This window comes from Paraburkholderia sp. (assembly GCF_035501035.1).
Lineage (GTDB): Bacteria > Pseudomonadota > Gammaproteobacteria > Burkholderiales > Burkholderiaceae > Paraburkholderia.
The window spans coordinates 1-20,510 of the sequence record NZ_DATJWR010000120.1; the positions used below are offsets into that span (position 1 = coordinate 1).

The following is a 20,510-nucleotide window of genomic DNA, read 5'->3' on the forward strand; positions in this document are numbered from 1 at the left end:
TCTAGCGCCCCGCGCCTAGCGAAGGCATGCGGCAAAGGACGGCGACTCACGAGCGCGGCATCGCCCGTCATTTTTTATTCGTCATCCTGATTAATTATCGAGAATCTCCCCCGCCATCCACGAGCGCTGCCAACTCGTACAGCCTGTTTGCTAACGACCTTCGCGTTCGTTGACGAGCGGACGTTCAGCACGTAGCCGACGATGGCCTGCCACCCGATCCATCATCCGGACAGCTGAGAAGATTATGGAATACGATTGACACACAAGGCATTCAACCTTCGATCCATGCGAAAAGGGATCATGGGTCTCAATGTGACACGCATCTTCGGTCCGTGGTTTCCCGCGCGCGCATTGCGATACGTCGAATATGAAAAAAGGTACGCACATGAACTCGACGGATGACCAGAAGTTGTCACTGCCCGTTCTCACCGCCATGGTCGTCGGGTCGATGGTCGGCGCGGGCATCTATTCGCTTCCACGCAATTTCGCTCTCGAAGCGGGCCCGACTGCCGCCGTCATCTCATGGTGCATTGCGGGCGGCGGCATGTTCATGCTGGCGCGAGTCTTCCAGTTTCTCGCGGAAATCCGGCCCGACCTGGACTCCGGAATCTTCGCCTACGCCCGCGACGGCTTCGGCGGCTACGCAGGGTTTCTCTCCGCGTTCGGCTACTGGATGGCGGGTTGCTTCGGCAACGTTTCGTATCGGGTACTGATCAAATCCACGCTCGGCGCATTCATCCCCGCATTTGGAAACGGCAATACGCCAATCGCGATTGCGGTTTCGTCAGTCGGCATCTGGGCGTTTCACTGGATGCTCCTGCGAGGCATCCAGCAGGCCACCCTCATCAATGCGATTCTCACCGTCGTCAAGATCCTCCCCATCTTCGTCTTCATCGGCATTCTGAGCGTCCATGCCAGTTCGGAGCCCTTCACGATCAACCTCGCGGACAACGCTCGCGGGCTGGTTCCTCAGGTCAAGGGAACCATGCTCGTCACGGTTTTCGTCTTTCTCGGCATTGAAGGCGCGAGCGTGTATTCACGTTACGCGAAGAAGCGCTCGGACGTGGGCGCCGCAACGATTCTCGGCTTCGCGTTCGTGCTTCTGCTGCTCGTGCTCGTGACCCTGCTGCCCTATGCGCTGCTCTTGCGGCCGGACATCGCCGTGATGCGGCAACCCTCGATGGCTTCGGTGCTGGGCGCCGTTCTCGGCGCGCCCGGTACGGCGTTCATTGGCGGCGCGCTGATCGTGTCCGTGCTCGGCGCCTATCTCGCGTGGTCGCTGATCTGTGCAGAGGTGTTGTATTCGAGCGCGCGCGCGCAAGCAATGCCAGGCATCTTTGCGCGCCGCAACGCGCGGCAGCTTCCCACCGCCGCGATCTGGCTCACGAGCAGCGTGGTCCAGACCTTCGTCATCAGCACGTACTGGTCCACCGATGCGTTCTCGCTCATGTTGCGCCTCACGAGCGCCATGGCGCTGATCCCCTACCTGTTCGTGGCCGCATTCGGTGTCAAGGCAATCCACGCCCTGTCGCCTTCCGCAATCAGCTCGCGCAAACGTTTCCAGAGTTACGCCATCGCGATCATCGCCACGATCTACACAGTGTTTCTGCTATACGCGTGCGGGACGCAGTTGCTCGTCATGTCCGCGTTGCTCTATGGGCCGGGCAGTTTGCTGTATATGCTCGCGCAGCGCGAGCGTGGCAAGGCGTTCTTTTCGGCGCCCGAGTGGTGCGTATTTCTTGTGGTAGTGGGCGGCGCCCTCGTCGCGATCTACGAATTGAGCATCTCCGCATGGCGTTAGCCGTGCGGAGATGTGCGCGCCCGGCAGCTTGCGCCATCACGCGCATGTCATCCGGGAGGCAGGCTTACTGATGGCCCGCGCGCATATTGCCCGCCACGCCGCCCGCCACGCCGCCGATGATCGCACCGGTCCACGCGTCGCCGCCCGCGATCGCCGCGATGCCCGCTCCGCCTGCCGCGCCGATCGCCGCGCCGCTCATCGTTCCCTGCTGTCGCGGGGTCATATCCGTGCAGCCGATGACGGCAACCAGCGCGCCGACGCTCACGATCCATGCATATCGTTTCATGATCGCCTTCCTCACTATTTATTCAGACCGGGCAAGACCATTTGAAACCAGAGGGTCTCGATCACCGGGTGCTGGATCATCGCAGGATTGGCGGCATAGTAGCTGTCCAGCCCCTGGCGCACGCCGTCGAGCGTCTGCCCCTTCAATCCTCTAGCAAAACGCTGCGGAATATCGTTGCTGTTCGCGCCATTGCCGGCGTAGGCGCGCTCGATTTCGAGCATATTGGCAATGCCCACGAGATAAGCTTTCTTCTGCTCATCCGACGATTCCATCCACTGCTGCCCCGTGACAATGGGAACGCTTTGGGCACGTGCGACATTGCCCATCATTGCCAGAGACAGCAAACCCAGAGATAACAGCGTTCGCCAATGTGGTTTGATTGCCATCACATGCTCCATGGAAGTTATGTCGTTTAGCGGTCCACCGCCAATTGCATCCGTAGGCACCAATCGAGTTATCGGGAAAAGCGGCCGGTGTGTCTCATCGAGTCTCCTCTCAGGTTCGCGGGTCAGCGTAGTTTGTCAGGCCAGGTTCCACCATTGAATAGACACTCCGACGACGAAAATCTCACGATACATTCGAGCGTGAATCGCACATACGGTATGCCGGTTCAACGAGTAATCCAGTTCTGGCCTCGCCGCGTCTGGCACGATATAAAGTCTAGAGTGTTTTACCCACTTTCCAAGCCCATTTCCACGCAGTCCACATAAAAGCGGTATGCGATCGAAAACAGGCAAGGCATGAAACGTCACCTTCCCTGCACCGCATTGGCATTGTCTTTTCGATTTTGGCTCAGCGCCACTGGCGTAAGCGAATCGGCGATATCCACCCAGCCCCCGCCCATCGCCTGATACACGCTGATCACCTGGTTGAAGCGCGCGGCCTGGAAGCTCGCGAGGGAGAGTTCCGCCGAAAACAGATCGTTTTCGGAGACCAGCACTTCGAAATAGCCGATCAGCCCGTCTTCGAACTTGAGGTTGGATAGCCTCGCATATTCACGCAACGCGTCGACACGTCCCTGCTGACTGGCGACCTGCTCGGCGGTATTCTGGGAGCCGACCAGCGCGTTGTTGGTATCGTTGAACGCGCCCAGTATGGTTTGCCGATAAATCAGTTCTGCCTGGCTCTTCTGGGCCTCGGCCGACTGTACCTGGCCGGCAATCGCACCCGACGTGAAGATCGGCCCCGTCACACCCGCCGCGATGGACCAGAGTGCAGCCGACGCGGAGAGGAAGTCCCCGAACGCTGTGCTGACCGAGCCCAGCGCGCCGGTCAACGAAATGGTGGGATAGTAGAGCGCGCGCGTGGCGCCCACATTCGCGTTCGCGGCAATCAGGTTCTGTTCGGCCTGCAGAATATCGGGGCGCCGCTCCAGTAATGTAGAAGGCAGGCCGGCCGGTATGGCGGGAATCGCGAGCTCGCTGATCGACTTGCCGCGTGGTATCGGTCCAGGATTATGCCCGAGCAGGATGGAGATGCCGTTCTCCACGACGGCAATCTGCTGCTCGACGGCCGGAATCGTAGACTCCGCGAGCTTGTATTGCGAGCGCACCTGCGAAAGCTCCGTTTCGGAGACGAGGCCGTCCCGGTAGCGCAATTCGAAGATACGCAGGGTTTCGCCGAAATTCTTCAACGTGGCCTGCGATACTTCGAGCTGCCGATCGAGCCCGCGCAGCGTGATATAGCTCGTCGCCACGCCGGTCACGAGGGAAAGCACCACGCCGCGCTGGGCCTGCTCGCTCGCGTACACCTGCGCCTGCGCGGCTTCGGTCAGGCGCCTGACCCGGCCGAACAGATCGATCTGCCAGGAGGCCTGCAGCATGCCCTGATAGAGATTGAATACGGGATCGAGCGCGGGTGAGAGCGGCGGCATGCCGACTTCGCTGGTCCGGTTGCGGCTCACGTTGGCGCCATAGCCCACCTGCGGCAGGCCCTGCGAGCGTGCGGTACGCAGCACGCCGATGAACTGGTCGACGCGCGCTGCCGCGACGCGCACGTCCAGATTGTCGCGCAGTGCGGTTTGAATCAGGTCGTTCAATACGGGATCGTCGAATTGCTCCCACCACGTCGTGTTCACGACCTCTTCAGCCTGCGGTAAATCGATCCGCCACGTTGCCGGCACCGGCACTTCGGGGCGAGCGTAGTTGGGTCCCACGGTAAAGCAGCCGGCCAGGCCAACGGTCGTGGCGGCAAGTATCGCAGCAAGCGTCAGCGTTCTCATGACGTACTCCAGGTTCTCCGACGGCCGCATCCGGTACGCGCGGAAAGTGCGGTTGTTTGCTGAACTCACTTCAGTCCGCTCTTCAGCCCGCCACGGTCAGCAGACCGCCGAACAGCAGCACGGCCAGCAGCAGGACCAGACAGGACACGGACCATCTGCGCACGTAAGCATCCGCGCACACGGCGAAGCACCCTGCCGCCATGCCTGCGCGTTGCAGCACGCGCAGGAGGCCACCCACGTCCCCGGCCGGCACGGACGGCATCGCGCCGCCCCATCGGCTCCAGCCAATGGCGAGCACCGCGCCGGCCAGCACCGGCCAGAGCGCCGACCACAGCGCCGCGGGAGCCAGGGCCTCAGGCAGCGTGCCAACAGGGATATGTAGATACAGCACCCACGGCACGACGAGCGAGATCAGCACCATCGCGAGCCACGCCCCCGTGAGCGGCGCCGGAGCGCGCGCGTGGGAATCGGCTGCGGCCGTTGCGCCCAGACGGCGCACGAAATGCAGCATCAGCAGCGTGCTCGCCACTGAAGACGCCACGGCCAGCGAGCCGGCAAGATCGCCGCCCAGCAGGCTCTTGGCTGCGTATTTGGCCAGCGCGCCGCCGGTCAGCGGCAAGCCGCCCAGGCCGAGCGCGATGATCGCAGTGGGCACCTGCACCAGCCGCAACGCCCCCGCCCCCGTCAGTGACACCACGCCCACGGCCAGAAACAGCGTGCCTTTCACCAGCAGATGGTGCGCGGCATAGTAAGCGGCCGCCACGACGGTGCTTTGATCGCCGGCGGCCAGTCCCATGCCGATCACCGCGACGAGGAAACCCATCTGGCTCACGCTCGAGTACGCGAGGATGAACTTTGGTTGGGACTGCGTAATGCCGATGGCCACGCCGTAGAATGCGCCGAACAGGCCCAGCGCCGCCAGCGGAATGCCAAAGTGCGGCCACGCGTTGCCGAATGTGAGAAAGCGGATCAACGCGATCACGCTGGCCTTGACCACCGCTCCGCTCATCACGGCCGCCGCCGGGGTTGGCGCAGCCCCATAGGCATACGGCATCCAGAAATGCAGCGGCACGAGGCCCGCCTTCATGCCGAGGCCAATGAGCAGCAACAGCAGCGTCGTGTCGCGCCAGGGCGAGGTCGGCAAGGCTGCCGCCGCATCGCGAATCAGCAGGCTGCCGCCGGGCGTGGCCTGTGCCAGCAGGATCAGCCCCGCCAGCAGGAACGCCTCGGCCAGCAATGCAACGCCGAGATAGAGCGCGCCCGCATAACGCGCCTCGGGCCCGTCGCCCTGCAGCACCAGCCCGCTGGCGCCCACGCTCAGCACCGCCAGCAGCAGATAGAACCCGATCAGATCGGCCACCAGAAACACGCCTATGCTGCCGGTCATGGCCATGAACCAGCAGACGACGAAACCGTCGATTTCCTCGCGCTCGCGCAGCCAGCGGGCGGCAAAGATCCCGCAGAAAATCCACAAGAGCGCCGCCGTGCCCAGCAACACCGCGCCCGCTGAATCGAGCGCAAAACACAGGGCGAAGCGGCCCGTGCCGAACCTCAGGATCTCGCCCTGGTCAGCGCCAAGCGCGGCGGCCAGCGCCGGCAGCGCAGCGATCGCGAACCACGCAGGCAGCCTTCTGCGCAGAGGCGCGAACGCACATGCCAGCAGCAACAGCAATGGCAAGCCGAGGGCAGCGATCATCAGGCCTTGGGACATGTTCATGGCATCCCCGTCACTGTCGCCGGCATCGCCGCACGACCGATCTGCGCCACGTCGACCGGCAGCAGCACGACGACGCCAAGCAGGAAGGAACACAGGGCAAGTCCCAGCACCGCCATCTGCTGGTAACGGGGCACCTGCCGTTTCGGCGACCAGCCGGGCGCGGCCGGCTCCATCGCGCGCACGACCACCATGAACACATAGATGCTCGTGAGCAAGCCGCCAACCAGCATCACGAGCGCCCACCACCATTGCCCCGTTGCCAGCGCCGCCGACATCAGCAGCCACTTCGCCAGAAAGCCCCCCGAAGGCGGCAAGCCGATCAGCGCGGCGCCGGCCAGCGCGAAAGCCGTGACCGTCATCGGCAACGCCCGCGCGGCGCCGCGCAGGTCGGCTAGTCGGTCATGACCCAGCGTGGCGTAGATCAGACCCGCCGCAAGGAACATGGCCGCTTTCGCGGTAGCGTGCGAGATGGCCTGCAACAAGCCGCCCGTCACGGCTTGTGCACTGTGGTGCTGCACCGCGAGCGGAAACATCAGGAACAGATAGCCGATCTGCGCGACTGTCGAGTAGGCGATCAGGAGCTTCAGGCGCACCTGGCGCAGCGCCGCCAGATTGCCGACGACGATGGCCGTGGCGCCGAGCGCGGCCAGCACCTGCGCGAAGGAAACGCTCATGACGCCGGCAAAGACATCGAACCACAGCCGCACGACCAGAAACCACGATCCTTTGACAACCAGCGCCGAAAGCAGCGCGCTCGCGGCGGCGGGCGCGCCGGCGTGCGCGGGCGGCAACCACAGGTGCAGCGGGAACAGCGCGGTCTTGGCCAGCATGCCGGCCGTCATCAACGCCACCGCAGCCCAGACTAGCGGCTGCGCGTTGATACGCCCGGCCAGCAGCGCGATATCGAGCGTGCCGTAGGTGCCATAAAGCAGAAAAACGCCCAGCAGATACAGCATCGAACCGATCAGTGCGAACACCAGATAGCGCAACGCTGCCTGCAACGTTTCGGCCCTCCCGTCGAGGGAAACGAGCGGCACGCCGGCGAATGTCAGCAGTTCGAGCGCGACGTAAAGCGTAAAAATGTCCCCGCTCACGAACACCAGATTGAGCGCCCCCCAAACCGCCAGCAGCAGCAACCAGAACGCCAGCGGACCGCGCGCCTCGCGCACGCCGGCCGGCGTGCCGAAATCGCCATTGGCATAGACGGCAACCGCGCCGACCACCACGGCGACCACCACCATCATGCAGACCGAAAGTCCGTCTGCGCGGAGCATGACACCGAGCGGCGGCGACCAGCCGCCGAGCAGATACCGCAATGCGTCGCCCGAGGCGAGCAGCCTTTGCGCAATGGCCAGCACGACGCCGATGCCGCAGACGATCGTCACCCACGACACGCGTTGCGCATGACGACCACCGAGCGCGAGGCCTGCCAGCATGCCGGCAAAAGGCAGCAACACGGCGAGCACCAATAGCAGGCCGCCTGGCGTTGCCTGCCCCGTGAGCGGCAGCGTCGTCACCGTGACTCCACATTGGCGCGAGCTTGCCCGGACCCGGCATCGCTGTCGGCCGAAAGGGAATTCGTGCCGGTCTCTTCGAACCTGCGCAACATGAGCCCGACCGCCAGTGCGGAAGCGGCGAACGACACGACGATCGCCGTGATCAACAGCGCCTGCGGCACGGGATCACCGCTCATGCCGGCAGCCGCGCCGCGATGGGCGATCACGGCACAGATCAGGAAAACGCCGTTGCCGGTCAGGTTGAACGCAAGTACCTTGCGCAAGGGCTGGGGGTTGACGATCAGGCCATACAGGCCAAGCCCGACCAGCACGGCAGCCGTCAAGCCGAACAGCTGGGATACGTTCATGTGTGAACCTCCGGCCGCAGCGGCGGCCCGACCAGCAGGAGTACCAGGGTTACGGCAAGAGAGGGCAACAGCGCGGCTTCGATCACGACGATCCACGGTTTGGCCCAACCATCGGGGTACGCCAGGAAGGCACCCGCCATGAAGGCGCCGAGCAGGCCCAGCACGATGAAGATTGCCGGGCCGAGTATCAGCACGACGCGCAACCAGCGCTGGCTGACCGCGGGCGCTTCGCGCAGACCGGACATCATGACGAGCAGCCACATGGCGGCAATGACCGTGGCACCCTGGAACTTCCCGCCCGGATGATCGGCGCCGACCCAGAAAATGTAGATGCCGATCACGACGCCGATCGGCGGCAATACGCGCGCCAGATACACGAGAATGTCGTTGGGATTGACGATTTGCGCGAAGCCCGGCCGGCCGCCCCAGTTGCGGTCCGCCGCCAGCGACCACACGCCCACTACGCCGAACAGCAACGCAATCGCTTCCAGCAGCGTATCGATTGCGCGGAACGACAGCAGGACGGCCGTGATCGGATTGCCGACGCCAGTCGAAGCGATATGCCGCGCCACATCCGGCGCGAGCGTCGGAGCGGGCTCCGGCAAATGCAGCAGACACACGGCGATGACGACCGTGACAGCCGCCGAGGCAGCGCCGGCGGCAAGGCGTAGCGCGAGGCCCGGCGTTTCGGCCCGGGCCGCGGCTTCGGTTACGTGCAGGCGCGAAGCCGCATTGATGAGCAGCGCGCCGGTCAGGCCCGCGCCGATGGCCGCTTCGGTCAACGCCACGTCGACAGCGCGAAGCACCAGCCAGGCCAGCGTCAGCAACAAGCCGTAGGGAATGAAGCCGGCTACCGCGGCGAACGTGTCGCGCACCACGACGGTCCAGAGCGCGAGCGCCAGCAACAGGATCCCGATACCGAACGAGATTGCGGAGATCATGGGCGTGTCTCCTGCCGCCGCGCGGCGCGCGCGATGAGCTGCGACACATCGGCCGACGTCAGCATGACCAGGAGCCAGACCACGATCAGCTTGAGGGCGACCACGAGGTGACCGGCCTGTGGCAACAGGCCCAGCACGACCAGGCCCAGGCCGAGATTGTCGGCCTTCGTCAGCGCATGCAGTCGCGTGTACGTATCGGGAAAGCGCAAAAGGCCGACCGTGCCCGCCACAAAGAAGAAGATGCCGGCAAGCATGGCAACGATCGTGAAGACATCGGCAGCCGTTTTCATTTCCGCTCCTCTTTGCCGGCCTCGCCCTCCGTCTGCTGGCCGGCCTTGACGAAGGCCACCGACGCGAACGCCGCGAGCACGGCCAACGTCAACGCAACATCGACGACAGCTTCCACGCCTGTCGCCGTACCCACCAGCAGCAGGGCCGCGATGCCCCCCGTACCGAACAGTTGAGCGGCCATCATGCGGTCGGCACGCGTCGGACCGCGCAGCACGCTCAGCAAGCCGACGGCAACCATCAGCAGCACGGCTGCGCACACGGCAATCAGCACATCAGCCATGGCGATCACCGACGATCAAGACATTCGCCAGGCGCCGCTCTTCCTCCGCCATCTGCTCGACAACCGGCTGCGTGACGTCCAGGCAGTGGTAGACGAGGCCGTCCTCGGTCTCGTCTACCGGAACCGAACCCGGCATGAGACTGGTGATGATGGCAAATTCGTTGCGCGCCAATCCCGGCGGAAACCCGACGCGATAGACGACGATGCCCGGCTGCAAACGCATGCGCGGGTGCAATGCACGGCGCGCCACGTCGATGCCCGCCAGCAGCGACTGCATGAGAAAGTGCGGCACGAACAGGATTAAAGCGCGCAGACGTACCTGTCCCGCTGCGGGCGGCAGCAGACGCAGGCTCATATACGTCGCGACGAGCATCGCAATCAGGCCGAAGAGCAGATCGGCCGTCTTCGTGCTAGGCATCAGGATGATCCAGAGCACGAGAAAGCACAGCGCGCGGACCAGCGCAACGCGCCGGTGAACGCGCAGATCCTGCAGGAAAGCATGGAGCGATGTTGTGCTCATGGAAGACACACGCCTCCTCTACCGAAAGCCCGGCAATCGCAAATACGGTTTGCGATCGCCAGATGGAACCAGGCGGAATCAAGCCACGGCGCTTACGCCGATCCACCGGCGGTACCCGCAGGCTGCACCGTCGCTCGATCTTCCCTGCCGAACACCACCATGTAGAGCGCCGGCAAGAACACGAGGGTCAACAGCGTCGCCACCAGCAGCCCGCCCATGATCGCGAATGCCATCGCCCCCCAGAACACGGTTGGCGCGATCGGGATCAGGCCGAGCACGGTCGAGATCGAGGTCAGCATCATCGGCCGTATGCGCGAGGTGCCCGAGGCCACCACCGCCTCCAGCACACGCATGCCCTCCTGGCGGAAGGTCTCGATCTGCACGAACAGGATCAGCCCGTTCTTCGCGATCATGCCGATCAGCGCGAGAATGCCCAGAATCGCGACGAAGCCAAGCGGCCGGTTGAAGATCAACAGCGCCAGCACGACGCCGATGAGCCCCAGCGGCATCACCGAGACCACCATGGCCAGCCGCTTGAAACTCACCAGCAGCACCATCATGCTCGTGAGCATCAGCACGATCATGAGCGGGACCACCGCGAACACCGATGCCCTCGAAATCGCGCTTTCCTCGAATATGCCGCCGGTCGCCACGTGATAGCCCTTCGGCAGCTTCTCGTTGAACTCGGCGATCTTCGGCGCCAGCGTCGCGACGACTTCGTCGGGCAGCGCGCCATGCATCACGTCGGCGCGCACCGTGAGCGTCGGTACGCGGTTGCGCCGCCAGATCAAGGGCGATTCCTGGTCTTCCGTGAACGTCGCGAACTGGCTGAGCGCGATCATCCGGCCGCTTGGCGTCGGCACCTGCAACGTGCTCAGCGACTGCACCGTCATGGGCGAGTCATCCGCGGCGCGCGCGACGACGTTGACCAGGTAGATGTCGTCGCGGATCTGTGTGATAGGCGTGCCCGTAATGACGGTGTTCATGACGGCCGCGAGCGCCGCGCTGCTCACGCCGAGCTGACGCGCTTCGTCCTGGTTGATGTGGATGCGGATCTGCCGCGCCGGCTCCATCCAGTCGAAGTTGACGTGGCGGGTTCGCACGTCCGATCCCACGATACCGGCCAGATCGAGTGAGAGCCTGCGCACCTGCGCGGGATCGGGGCCTGAAACGCGATACTGCAGCGGCCAGCCCACCGGCGGCCCCAGCTCCAGCGGAGAGACCCGGGCAACGATGCCGGGAAAGCGGTCGGCCAGCATTTTCTCGAGCTTCAACTGCAACCGGTCGCGTGCCTCCAGATTCTTGGCGACCACGATGATCTGCGCGAAAAATGGATTGGGTAACTGAACATTCAAGGTGAGAATGAAGCGTATCGCGCCACGGCCCACATAGCTGCTGAAGTGATCGACGTCGGGGTCGGTTTTCAGGAACGCTTCGATCTGCGCAACCTGGGACTCCGTAGCATGAATCGAGGCGTTCTGTCGCAAGGTCAGGTCCACCGTCAGTTCAGGCCGGTCGGACGCCGGGAAGAACTGCTGCGGCACGAACCTGACGAGCAACAGCGACACGGCGAACGCCACCAGCGTAACGGCGATCGTGATCCACCTCATGCGCAGCGCGCCGCGCAGGAAGCGGTCATAGGCCATCAGCAGCTTGCCGGGCTTGGGCGGCTCCTTGCCGGGCTTGGGCGCTTTCAGGATCGCCTGACCGACCAGCGGCGAAAATATCACCGCGCCAAACCACGAAACGAGCAGCGCAATCGCCACCACCGCGAAGATGGAGAACGTGTACTCGCCGGCCGAACTCCTCGCGAAGCCAATCGGCACGAAACTCGATATCGACACCAGCGTGCCGATCAGCATTGGCGCGGCCAGTGTCCGGTAGGCGAATGTCGCCGCCTGGTCCTTGGTGTCGCCGGCAGCGAGACGGTTGATCATGGCGTCGACGGTCGTCATGGCGTCGTCGACCAGCAGCGTCAGCGCAATGATCAGGGCACCTAATGACACCCGGTGCAGGTCGATATGCACGATGTCCATGATCGCAAAGACGATCGCCAGCGTGAGCGGGATCGACAGCGCGACCACCGCGCCGGGCCGCACGCCAAGGCTCACGAAACTGCACGCCAGGATGATGATGATGGCCTGCCAGAGCGACGCCATGAAGTCGTTGATCGCGACATCGACGGTTTCTGACTGATTGGCGACCAGAAACGGCTCGATGCCGGCAGGCAGGTTCGCCGTGATATCGGACATCTCCGCCTTCAGGTTGCGGCCGAGCGCCAGGATGTCGCCCGAGTCGCGCATGGCGATGGCGAGCCCGATCGCGGGCTTGCCGTTGACGCGGAACATCGGTTGTGGAGGATCCGCGAAGCCGCGTCTCACGGTCGCGATGTCACCGAGGCGAACGATGCGCCCGCCCAGCACGAGGTTCACATCTTCGATGTCGCGCTCGGAATCGAAGGCGCCGGTCACCCTGAAGAACACGCGCTCCTGCCCGGTTTGCAGCACGCCGCTCGGCCTGATGACGTTCTGCGCCCTCAATGCCTCGACGATGCTCGAGTAATCCAGACGCAGGCCGGCGAGGCGGCTCGTGGAAAACTCGATGTAGATCTGCTCGTCCTGCGCGCCCAGCACCTCGATCTTGGACACGTCCGGCACAAGCAACAGACGCGAGCGGATCGCTTCGACGCGGTCGCGCAACTCGCGCATGTTGTAGCCGTCGGACGTGAACCCGTAGATGATGCCGTACGTGTCGCCGAAGTCATCGTTGAAGAACGGCCCGAGCGTTCCGGCCGGCAGCGTTTGCCGCATATCGCCGATGTTCTTGCGCACCTGATACCAGATGTCCTGAACCTCGGAAGGCGGCGTCGATTGCAGCAGATCGACGAAGATCGTCGTCTGGCCCGCCGTGGTGTAGCTACGTATCCGGTCCAGGTGGCGCGTCTCCTGCAACGTGCGCTCGAGCCGCTCGGTCACCTGCGAAAGTGTGTCGTCGACTGTCGCGCCTGGCCACGCCGCGGCCACGATCATGGTGCGGAACGTGAAGACCGGATCTTCGGCGCGCCCCAAGCGGAGAAATGAAAGTGTTCCCGCAACCAGTGCGGCGATCATGAGGAACACCACTAGAGGACGCTTCGAGAGCGCCCACTCGGAAAGGTTCGGGCCAATCACCTGGGAGCCTCGGTCCAGAGAATTTTTTGTCCCGGCCGCAATGCCTGCGCGCCGGCAGTCACGACAACGTCGCCAGGGGTCAATCCTTGCGATATCTGAACGCGGTTCTCGCCATAGGCCTCGAGCTGCACGTCGCGCACCGAAACCGTTCCCGTCTTCGTATCGACGACCCAGACCGCCGGCTTGCCCGCGGGCTGGATCAACGCACTGGCGGGAATGTCGATGGCCGGCGGCCGGTCGAGCTTCATGCGGCCAACCACGGTACTCCCGAGACGCATAGCCGCCGGTGGATCGAGCACCCGAACCCTGACCGCAAACGTGCCGGTAACCGGGTCGGCTCGCGGCGATACTTCGCGCACCTTACCAACGGCGGTGACATCCGGGTTGCTGGCAAGCGCGATGACGATGTCGGGATTCGCCGGCGCGGCGTCCTTGATCGCCGCCGGCACGTCGAATACGGCGTCGACCGCGCCTTCACGTGCGATCTGCACGATCATGCGGCCCGCCGGCACGACCTCACCGGGCTCCGCGCCGCGCGCCGTCACCACGCCCGCGACATCCGAGACCAGATCGGTATAGCTCAAACGGTTCTGCGCGATGGTGACGAGCGACTGCGCCGAATCCACTTGAGATTGCGTGATCTTCGCCATCGCTTCGGCCTGCTCGAACGAGGCGCGCGACACGGCGCGCTCCGCCAGAAGATCGCGCATGCGGTTATACATGGTGCGCGCCTCGAGAGCCTGCGCCTGGGCAGCGGCCAGCTGCGCGCGCGCGGACTGCAGGCTGCTCTCCTCATTCATCCGGTCAAGACGTGCGAGTACCTGGCCGGGCCTGACGCGGTCCCCAACGTCGACGTTGCGGGCGATCATCCGCCCGTCGATACGGAACGATTGATTGATTTCGGCCTGTGCCTGCAAGGTCCCCGTCAAGGTGACGCTTGCTCCGGCCGACTGCTTTTCTATCGTGATGACGCGTACCGGGCGGACCTCCACCGCTGGAGTGTCTTCACCCTTGCGGCAGCCTGCTAGCAGCGCGGCTGCCAGCAACGCACATAGCGTCACGGCCAAAGGAAGAGAAACCGCTCGACCCGTTGCATGGTTCGCAAACACTGGTGATTCCTCCGGCTCGCTGGACAGACTGCCCGTCTCCGCCTGGATCTGGCAGCATGCCCTGTAACTGCACCCGGTGCTCGCGGGTGCCCCCTGATTTGTGCCGCTAGAAGTCCACCGCATCACGAACGATCGGACACGTCATGCAGTGTCCACCACCGCGACCGCGCCCCAGTTCCGCGCCCACGATCGATATCACCTCGATCCCCGCCTTGCGCAGCAGCGTGTTCGTGTACGTGTTGCGGTCGTACGCGAACACCACACCGGGCGACGCACAAACCAGGTTCGCGCCGCTGTCCCACTGCGTGCGTTCGCGCTGGTAATCGTTGCCGCCCGCTTCCACCACGCGCATCTTCTTGATGCCGAGCGCGCCGCTCACCACGTCGACGAACGACTTCTTCTCCTGATGCAGTTCCACGCCCGCCGGATGATCGCTGGGCCGGTACGAGAACGTGCGCGTGCGCGCGAGGAAATCCGGCGCGATCAGCACGCAGTCGCGGTCCGCGAATGTGAATACCGTGTCGAGGTGCATGGCCGCGCGGATCTTCGGCATCGCGGCCACGATCACGCGCTCGGCCGCGCCCCGCTGGAACAGCGTGGCCGCGAGCTGGCTGATCGCCTGGCGCGACGTGCGCTCGCTCATGCCGATGAGCACGGTCTTGTTGCCGATCGGCATGACGTCGCCGCCCTCCAGCGTCGCCATGCCATGATCCTGCGTGGGGTCGCCCCACCACACGTTCACCTTGCCGGCGAAGTCCGGATGAAAGCGGTAGATGGCCGTGGCGAGGATCGTTTCCTCGTGGCGCGCGGGCCAGTACAGCGGATTGAGCGTCACGCCGCCGTAGATCCAGCAGGTGGTATCACGCGTGTACAACGTGTTCGGCAGCGGCGGCAACAGATACTCGGTGGCCCCGGCCGCCTCGCGCACGACCTTCAGCGCGGCACCGCCATGGGCTTCAGGGAAGTCGTAGATCGACAGGCCGCCGAGCAGCGTCTCGGCCAGCGCCCGATTGTCGAGCCCCTCCAGATAGCCTCTCAGTTCATCGATGAAACCCAGCCCTACCTGGTTCGGCACGATCTGGTTGTCGAGGATCCACTTCTTCCCTTCGGGCACCGCCACCGTTTCGGTGAGGAGGTTATGCATCTCCAGTACTTCCACGCCGCGGTCGCGCATTTTCGTGACGAAGTCGAAATGGTCACGCTTCGCGTTGTCGACCCATAACACGTCGTCGAACAGCAGCTCGTCACAATTGCTCGGCGTGAGGCGCGAATGCGCCATGCCCGGCGCGCACACCATGACCTTGCGCAGTTGTCCGACTTCCGAATAGACCCCAAAGGCGCTTTCTTGCTTCGCTTTGCCGTTCTCACCACCTTTCTTCGCCATATCGATCTCCGCTCGTCCTGGTTAGATCGCCATGTAACCCGTGGCCAGCGCAACGATGCACACGATGGCCGCTGCGACCGCCACAATGAAAATAGCCCAGTCGCGCACGCCTTCGAAGACTTTCAGGTTGCGCTCGCGCCGCGCCATGACATACAGCACCGTGCCCGGTGTGTAGAGAATTGCCGCTAGCAACAGGAATTTCACGCCGCCGGCAATGAGCATGAACAGGGTGTAGATCACCGCGACCGCTGCGAACGCGAGGTCCCGCTTGCGCTCTTCGGGCCGCACCTCGTAGCTCTCGCCGCGGTTCGAGACCATCCACCCGTAGGCCGCGACGAACAGATACGGAATCAGCGACATCGAGCTCGTGAGGTTGAGCATCAGGGAGAATGCGTCGCGCGAGAAATACGTGCTCGCCACGAGGATCTGCACGACGATGTTCGTGATCCACAACGCATTCGCCGGGACGTTGTTGGCGTTTTCCCGCGCGAACAGCGAGGGCATGTCCCGGTTCCTTGCCGCGGCGAACATGACTTCTGCGCAGATCAGCGACCAGGCCAGATACGCGCCGAGCACCGACACGATCAGGCCGACGCTCACGAAGATCCCGCCCCATGGACCGACCACGCTTTCCAGCACCGCCGCCATGGAAGGTTGCCGCATGCCCGCGACGTCACCACGCGGCAGCACGGCGAAAGGCAACATCGAGACAAGCACCATGAGCACCGTCACCGCGCCGAAGCCGAAGATCGTCGCGCGCCCCACGTCCGTGCGCTCTTTCGCGTAACGCGAATACACGCTTGCGCCTTCGATGCCGATAAAGACGAACACGGTCACGAGCATCGTCGCGCGCACCTGCTGAAAAAGGCCGCCCTCCTGCGCCGCGGATTCGATATTCAGCCGGAAGGTGCCGTACTTGAACACGATGATCAGGATGACGATGAACACCACGATCGGAATGACCTTGGCGAAGGTCACGATGGTGTTGATGAACGCGGCCTGCTTGACGCCGCGAAGAATGAGGAAATGGAAGAGCCAGATGCCGACCGAGGCCACGACGATCGCCGTTACCGTATTGCCGTCGCCGAACACCGGAAAGAACGCGCCCAGCGTGGACTTGATCAGCACCCAGTACGATACGTTGCCGATACAACTGCTGATCCAGTAGCCGAATGCGGAGAGGAAGCCGGGATAATCGCCGAAGCCCTCCTTGGCGTAGACGAAAACACCGGCGTCGAGATTGGGCTTGCGCTCCGCCAGCGCCTGGAACACGCGTGCGAGCGTATACATGCCCACGCCCGCCACGAGCCACGCTATGGCCGCACCAACCGGTCCCGTTGCGCTGGCGAAGGTTCGAGGCAAGGAAAATATGCCGGCGCCCACCATGCCTCCGACGACCATCGCCGTGAGCTGCATGCGACTCATTTTCTGCCCGGTATCGGCCATGAGTTTCCTCGCTTTTTCTGGGACTTCGTTCTAACGAGAGATCAACCTCACTTGCTTCGTGAATCGTCAGGCCGCCCAGCGTCTGCAGCGCGGCGCCGTGCACACGGCGTTCACCGCGTCACGCGAACCGAGTTGGGACCGGCCAGCACACGAACCCGGTCGCCGGGAAAGAACTGCTGGTCCGCGTCTTGCGTCACGGAAATCAGCTGCCCCGAATCGAGACGGACGCCGATTTCAAGGCCCGCTCGCCGTGTCACGCGCGACTCGACGGCGTTGCCCGCCATGCCGCCCAGCACCGCGCCGCCGATGCCCGCTGCAACGGAGCCGCTGCCGCGCCCAATGTTGCTGCCGGCCGCGATGCCGCCAAGCGCGGCGCCCGATACCGCGCCCACGCCCGTTGGGCCGGGCTGGATCGTGACGGGCCGTACAGTCTCGACGACGCCGAGCTCGACGACCTGCGCCTGCTGCGCCTGTGCTGGCGTAAAGGTGGTGGCGGAAGTCGGGGCCTCACATCCGTAAAGTGCAAGCGAGGCAACAAGCGAACCAAGCAATGTGCCAGCGAGATATCGCATGACAATCCCCTTGATATGGCCATTCCGTACACAGCACGCGTTCCGGGCTGAGCACTCCACGTCTTCCTGCATCTTTCGAACCGCGACTGGATGAGTGTTAATTCGGAAACGTCTCCAGTTGGGTTCTGATCAAATTTACGCGCTGGTCCAGGCATTTGCAAACGGCAATACCCTAATTACCTGATTCGCCGCTTCTGAACGCGCCCCGCACCGTCTCCGAGATATTACGCATCTTCGCTTTTATATGGATTCCAAATGTGCACATGAATGCACACCGCCCGCCACACGTCCGTCACTTGCTTTGCTGCGCCTCACTGCAAAGCTCCCCACGCGCGTCTATCGATGCAATGTCCTCGTGCAAAATCCGTCGGATCTCGAGAATCGCCTCGGGTGTCTGCTGAACGCTGTGCCCCGCGACGATCACCTTCTCCGAAAGCGCCCCCGCAAGATGCGCACTGCGATACGGGACCACGCCGTCGTTGGAATCCTCGAGCGGCCCGTTCGCCCGCCGCCTCGCAATGATCGAGTGGAAGCACACCCGGGGGCTGATTGGCAGTTGCGCAGTCGCCTGGATCGTCGGATTCGTTTCTCGCAACTGCTCGATGCTGTTCGGTACGTGGAACGTCTTGCCCTGTGGATCGAGATTCGTCGCGGTCTGCATCACGTCTTCGATTTCCGCCAGAAGCGCGAGTGGCAAGCGCACGAGATTGGCAACCCACCGCGCAAGGCGATTGCTCGCGAACGGCGTACCCCGGTGTGGTGCGGCGATGAAGATCGCCCGCTCCACCTGTGGCATCGGCTGGAAACGCAACAGGCGATTCAGCCGTTCGTCTTCGCGATCGAGGTCGGTGCCTTCCGGCACGTGCGTATCCTTGAAGACCTGCCATAGCTCGTCGCCGGAACTCGATACGAGCAGCCTTGCCAGAACGCCGCCCATGCTGTGGCCGATCAGCACCATGCCATGGGAAGCCGGTAGTGTGCCGTCAGGATCGAAGTGAGCGAGCGTCTGCTCCACGGCTCTTCGAATTCGCGCAAGGTTGACCAGAATCGGGACGTTGGTCGGATAGTAGACCTGCCACACCTGGAAATGGGCCCGAAGCACTTCGTCACCCTGAATATCGTTCGCCACGTTGACCCATGCTTCCGGGCTGCTCGCGAGACCGTGCAGCATCAGCACGATCCGTCGGTCCGGATCGAAGGGCTGCATCATGTAAATGAGCGGACGATCGATGCCGCGCGAGCGCCCGAAGAGCGTACGCAAAGACTGGCCGGAAAAGCCCGAGCGGGCGAGCCAGATCCCGTAACCAGCACTGAAATTCGCCGCCAGCGGAACAGTCTGGCCATGCCGCTCGATACGCTCTTCGCGATACGGGTCGTATACGGACAGCGTGACATTGCGCGAGCCGAGCACCTCCTCGAGCGTGCCCTGACTGAACCAGATCAGCGCGGTCACGTTCGGCGACGGCATTTCGCGAAACGGGCGGCTGCCTTGCGTCGGCGAGGATGCTGCCTGCGGCGACGCGTCTGCGCTCTCGCTGGCTTCGGCCTGGGGATCGGCTGCGGAGTCCGGCGGGGGTGCGCCCATGACCGCCACGAGTTCCGCGCCGAGTCCGTCGCGCCGATAAATGCTGCGCAGGCCCGCAAATGAAAGCCTCGAAGCGGGAATCACTTCGCGTGGTTCGTGCACGCCTTCCGGCAACCGGACCCGGCTCAAGTCGATACGAATGCTCCAGCCCGCTATGACCTGCGTTTCGGGAACGGCGCCGCCAGCGTCCGATGCGAGCGCTCCCCGCAGGAACAGCGCACGAGCCAGTTCCTGGACTGAATAGTTGTAGTAGTCACGAACCTGCGTCTGGCGATCCTCGAACGCGCGTTCGCCGGCCGTGCGCTGACCGAGAAACAGAAAGGCATACGAGTAGCGTATGGTTCTGAGCCACAAATCAAATTGCGCATCATTCCACTCACTGTTGTTCGCAGACGTCTGGCTGATGGCCATCTGCAGGGAGAGTTCGGCCAGGCTGGCGAGTCGCCGGTCGGTGTTGATTCCGTTGATGGTCAGGAGGGCATCGATACAAGGCTGCGGCTCTCGCTGACAGGCGTTATCATCCAGCCCCGCGATGCGCAGCGTGTCTCGTGTCGAGGCGCTCAGGCGGCCGGTCGAGAGAACGTCGCCACGTCGCATGGCGATGTATTGCTGCGGCCCGAGCGAGCTGACCGTCACCATCGCGCAGCCGGACAGCAGGCCGGCCAACAAAAGCGTGAGGATCAAGCAACGCGACATCCACGAGGAGAAGATGCGCGTCATGACGTGTCGAGGCCGTTGGTGCGGGCCGCCGGCTTCGCCGTGCTCACGCGAGCGGCTCCGGACGATTGAACGACGCGCAGTGTCCGCGAATGCGCGCGAGATGGCAGCGAGGCACGCGAAAACGAAAGGCGCTGGCACGCCACTGTATAGGAATGGACGTTCTCAGGCCCGATAGCGTGAAGGTCCCGGCGATGCCCTGCACGTTGCCCAGTCCTTTGCGATGCCGTGCAGTCGTTCTCGCGGTCAATCATCTTGATGTGGACCGTTGCCATGGCTGAATGATCAAACGACTTGCCAATTCCCCGGCTCAGCGACGATTCAACAGACAAATCGGCAATAGTCATCGATGGCCTGCCGACCGCCGGTGATCGTTGCGAGCGCAAACCGCTGCACCGCCAACAGGGTTCGGTGCGGTCATTGCTTTGCGCAATGCCGCATGTCCCCCATTGCTCGCGCGCGAAGCATCAAACGGGCCCAACATACCACTGTTTATATACAACAGTGCGGCTGCTGCTCGCTGCGCAGTTGCCCCCTTCCCTTTGGCTGGAAAAACTCTGATGGGGCTTATTGTTCGGAAACATCCGGAAGCTTGCGGCGCAAAAT

Annotated in this window: 17 protein-coding genes; 1 reads left to right on the forward strand and 16 read right to left on the reverse strand. The window is 63.6% G+C overall.

The window, feature by feature from the left end:
- Positions 1-385: 385 nt before the first annotated feature.
- Positions 386-1,801 (forward strand): basic amino acid/polyamine antiporter, encoded by a 1,416-nt coding sequence (locus tag VMJ11_RS08550; protein WP_325618877.1) that lies wholly within the window; start codon positions 386-388, stop codon positions 1,799-1,801.
- A gap of 64 nt (positions 1,802-1,865) precedes the next feature.
- On the opposite strand, the gene VMJ11_RS08555 is transcribed toward VMJ11_RS08550, so the two are convergent.
- The 16 genes from VMJ11_RS08555 to VMJ11_RS08630 all read right to left on the reverse strand — a co-directional run bounded on the left by VMJ11_RS08555 (position 1,866) and on the right by VMJ11_RS08630 (position 19,907).
- Positions 1,866-2,087 (reverse strand): hypothetical protein, encoded by a 222-nt coding sequence (locus tag VMJ11_RS08555; protein WP_325618879.1) that lies wholly within the window; start codon positions 2,085-2,087, stop codon positions 1,866-1,868.
- 14 nt (positions 2,088-2,101) lie between these two features.
- A complete protein-coding gene (locus tag VMJ11_RS08560) occupies positions 2,102-2,473 on the reverse strand; it encodes a hypothetical protein (RefSeq protein WP_325618881.1) in 372 nt (123 codons plus the stop codon).
- Positions 2,474-2,835: 362 nt separating this feature from the next.
- On the reverse strand, positions 2,836-4,308 hold the full coding sequence (locus tag VMJ11_RS08565; protein WP_325618882.1) for an efflux transporter outer membrane subunit: 1,473 nt from the start codon (positions 4,306-4,308) through the stop codon (positions 2,836-2,838).
- An 82-nt stretch (positions 4,309-4,390) separates the two neighbouring features.
- Positions 4,391-6,025, reverse strand: a complete 1,635-nt coding sequence (locus VMJ11_RS08570; protein ID WP_325618884.1) for a proton-conducting transporter membrane subunit — start codon at positions 6,023-6,025, stop codon at positions 4,391-4,393.
- The gene (locus VMJ11_RS08575; protein WP_325618886.1) at positions 6,022-7,542 is read right to left on the reverse strand and encodes a complex I subunit 5 family protein; all 1,521 of its coding nucleotides are present in this window, start codon (positions 7,540-7,542) and stop codon (positions 6,022-6,024) included. The genes VMJ11_RS08570 and VMJ11_RS08575 overlap by 4 nt, the downstream gene beginning before the upstream one ends.
- Entirely contained in the window at positions 7,539-7,889 is a 351-nt protein-coding gene (locus tag VMJ11_RS08580) for a sodium:proton antiporter (RefSeq protein ID WP_325618888.1), read from the reverse strand. Before VMJ11_RS08580 ends, VMJ11_RS08575 begins: the two co-directional genes overlap by 4 nt.
- Positions 7,886-8,830 (reverse strand): hydrogenase subunit MbhD domain-containing protein, encoded by a 945-nt coding sequence (locus tag VMJ11_RS08585; RefSeq protein ID WP_325618890.1) that lies wholly within the window; start codon positions 8,828-8,830, stop codon positions 7,886-7,888. The genes VMJ11_RS08580 and VMJ11_RS08585 overlap by 4 nt, the downstream gene beginning before the upstream one ends.
- Entirely contained in the window at positions 8,827-9,120 is a 294-nt protein-coding gene (gene mnhG, locus VMJ11_RS08590; protein ID WP_325618892.1) for a monovalent cation/H(+) antiporter subunit G, read from the reverse strand. The genes VMJ11_RS08585 and mnhG overlap by 4 nt, the downstream gene beginning before the upstream one ends.
- Entirely contained in the window at positions 9,117-9,401 is a 285-nt protein-coding gene (locus VMJ11_RS08595; RefSeq protein WP_325618894.1) for a monovalent cation/H+ antiporter complex subunit F, read from the reverse strand. The genes mnhG and VMJ11_RS08595 overlap by 4 nt, the downstream gene beginning before the upstream one ends.
- On the reverse strand, positions 9,394-9,921 hold the full coding sequence (locus VMJ11_RS08600; RefSeq protein ID WP_325618896.1) for a Na+/H+ antiporter subunit E: 528 nt from the start codon (positions 9,919-9,921) through the stop codon (positions 9,394-9,396). The genes VMJ11_RS08595 and VMJ11_RS08600 overlap by 8 nt, the downstream gene beginning before the upstream one ends.
- A gap of 92 nt (positions 9,922-10,013) precedes the next feature.
- A complete protein-coding gene (locus tag VMJ11_RS08605) occupies positions 10,014-13,091 on the reverse strand; it encodes an efflux RND transporter permease subunit (protein ID WP_325618898.1) in 3,078 nt (1,025 codons plus the stop codon).
- Complete coding sequence (locus tag VMJ11_RS08610) at positions 13,088-14,200, reverse strand: efflux RND transporter periplasmic adaptor subunit (RefSeq protein WP_325618900.1); 1,113 nt, start codon at positions 14,198-14,200, stop codon at positions 13,088-13,090. Before VMJ11_RS08610 ends, VMJ11_RS08605 begins: the two co-directional genes overlap by 4 nt.
- A gap of 106 nt (positions 14,201-14,306) precedes the next feature.
- Entirely contained in the window at positions 14,307-15,584 is a 1,278-nt protein-coding gene (gene arcA / locus VMJ11_RS08615; RefSeq protein WP_325618902.1) for an arginine deiminase, read from the reverse strand.
- 21 nt (positions 15,585-15,605) lie between these two features.
- Positions 15,606-17,030: a basic amino acid/polyamine antiporter gene (locus VMJ11_RS08620; protein WP_325618904.1), complete on the reverse strand. Its 1,425-nt coding sequence runs from the start codon at positions 17,028-17,030 to the stop codon at positions 15,606-15,608.
- Between the two features lie 110 nt (positions 17,031-17,140).
- Positions 17,141-17,602, reverse strand: coding sequence for a hypothetical protein (locus tag VMJ11_RS08625; protein WP_325618905.1), 462 nt, complete (start codon positions 17,600-17,602; stop codon positions 17,141-17,143).
- A gap of 292 nt (positions 17,603-17,894) precedes the next feature.
- Positions 17,895-19,907: an alpha/beta hydrolase gene (locus VMJ11_RS08630; RefSeq protein WP_325618907.1), complete on the reverse strand. Its 2,013-nt coding sequence runs from the start codon at positions 19,905-19,907 to the stop codon at positions 17,895-17,897.
- Positions 19,908-20,510 lie beyond the last annotated feature (603 nt).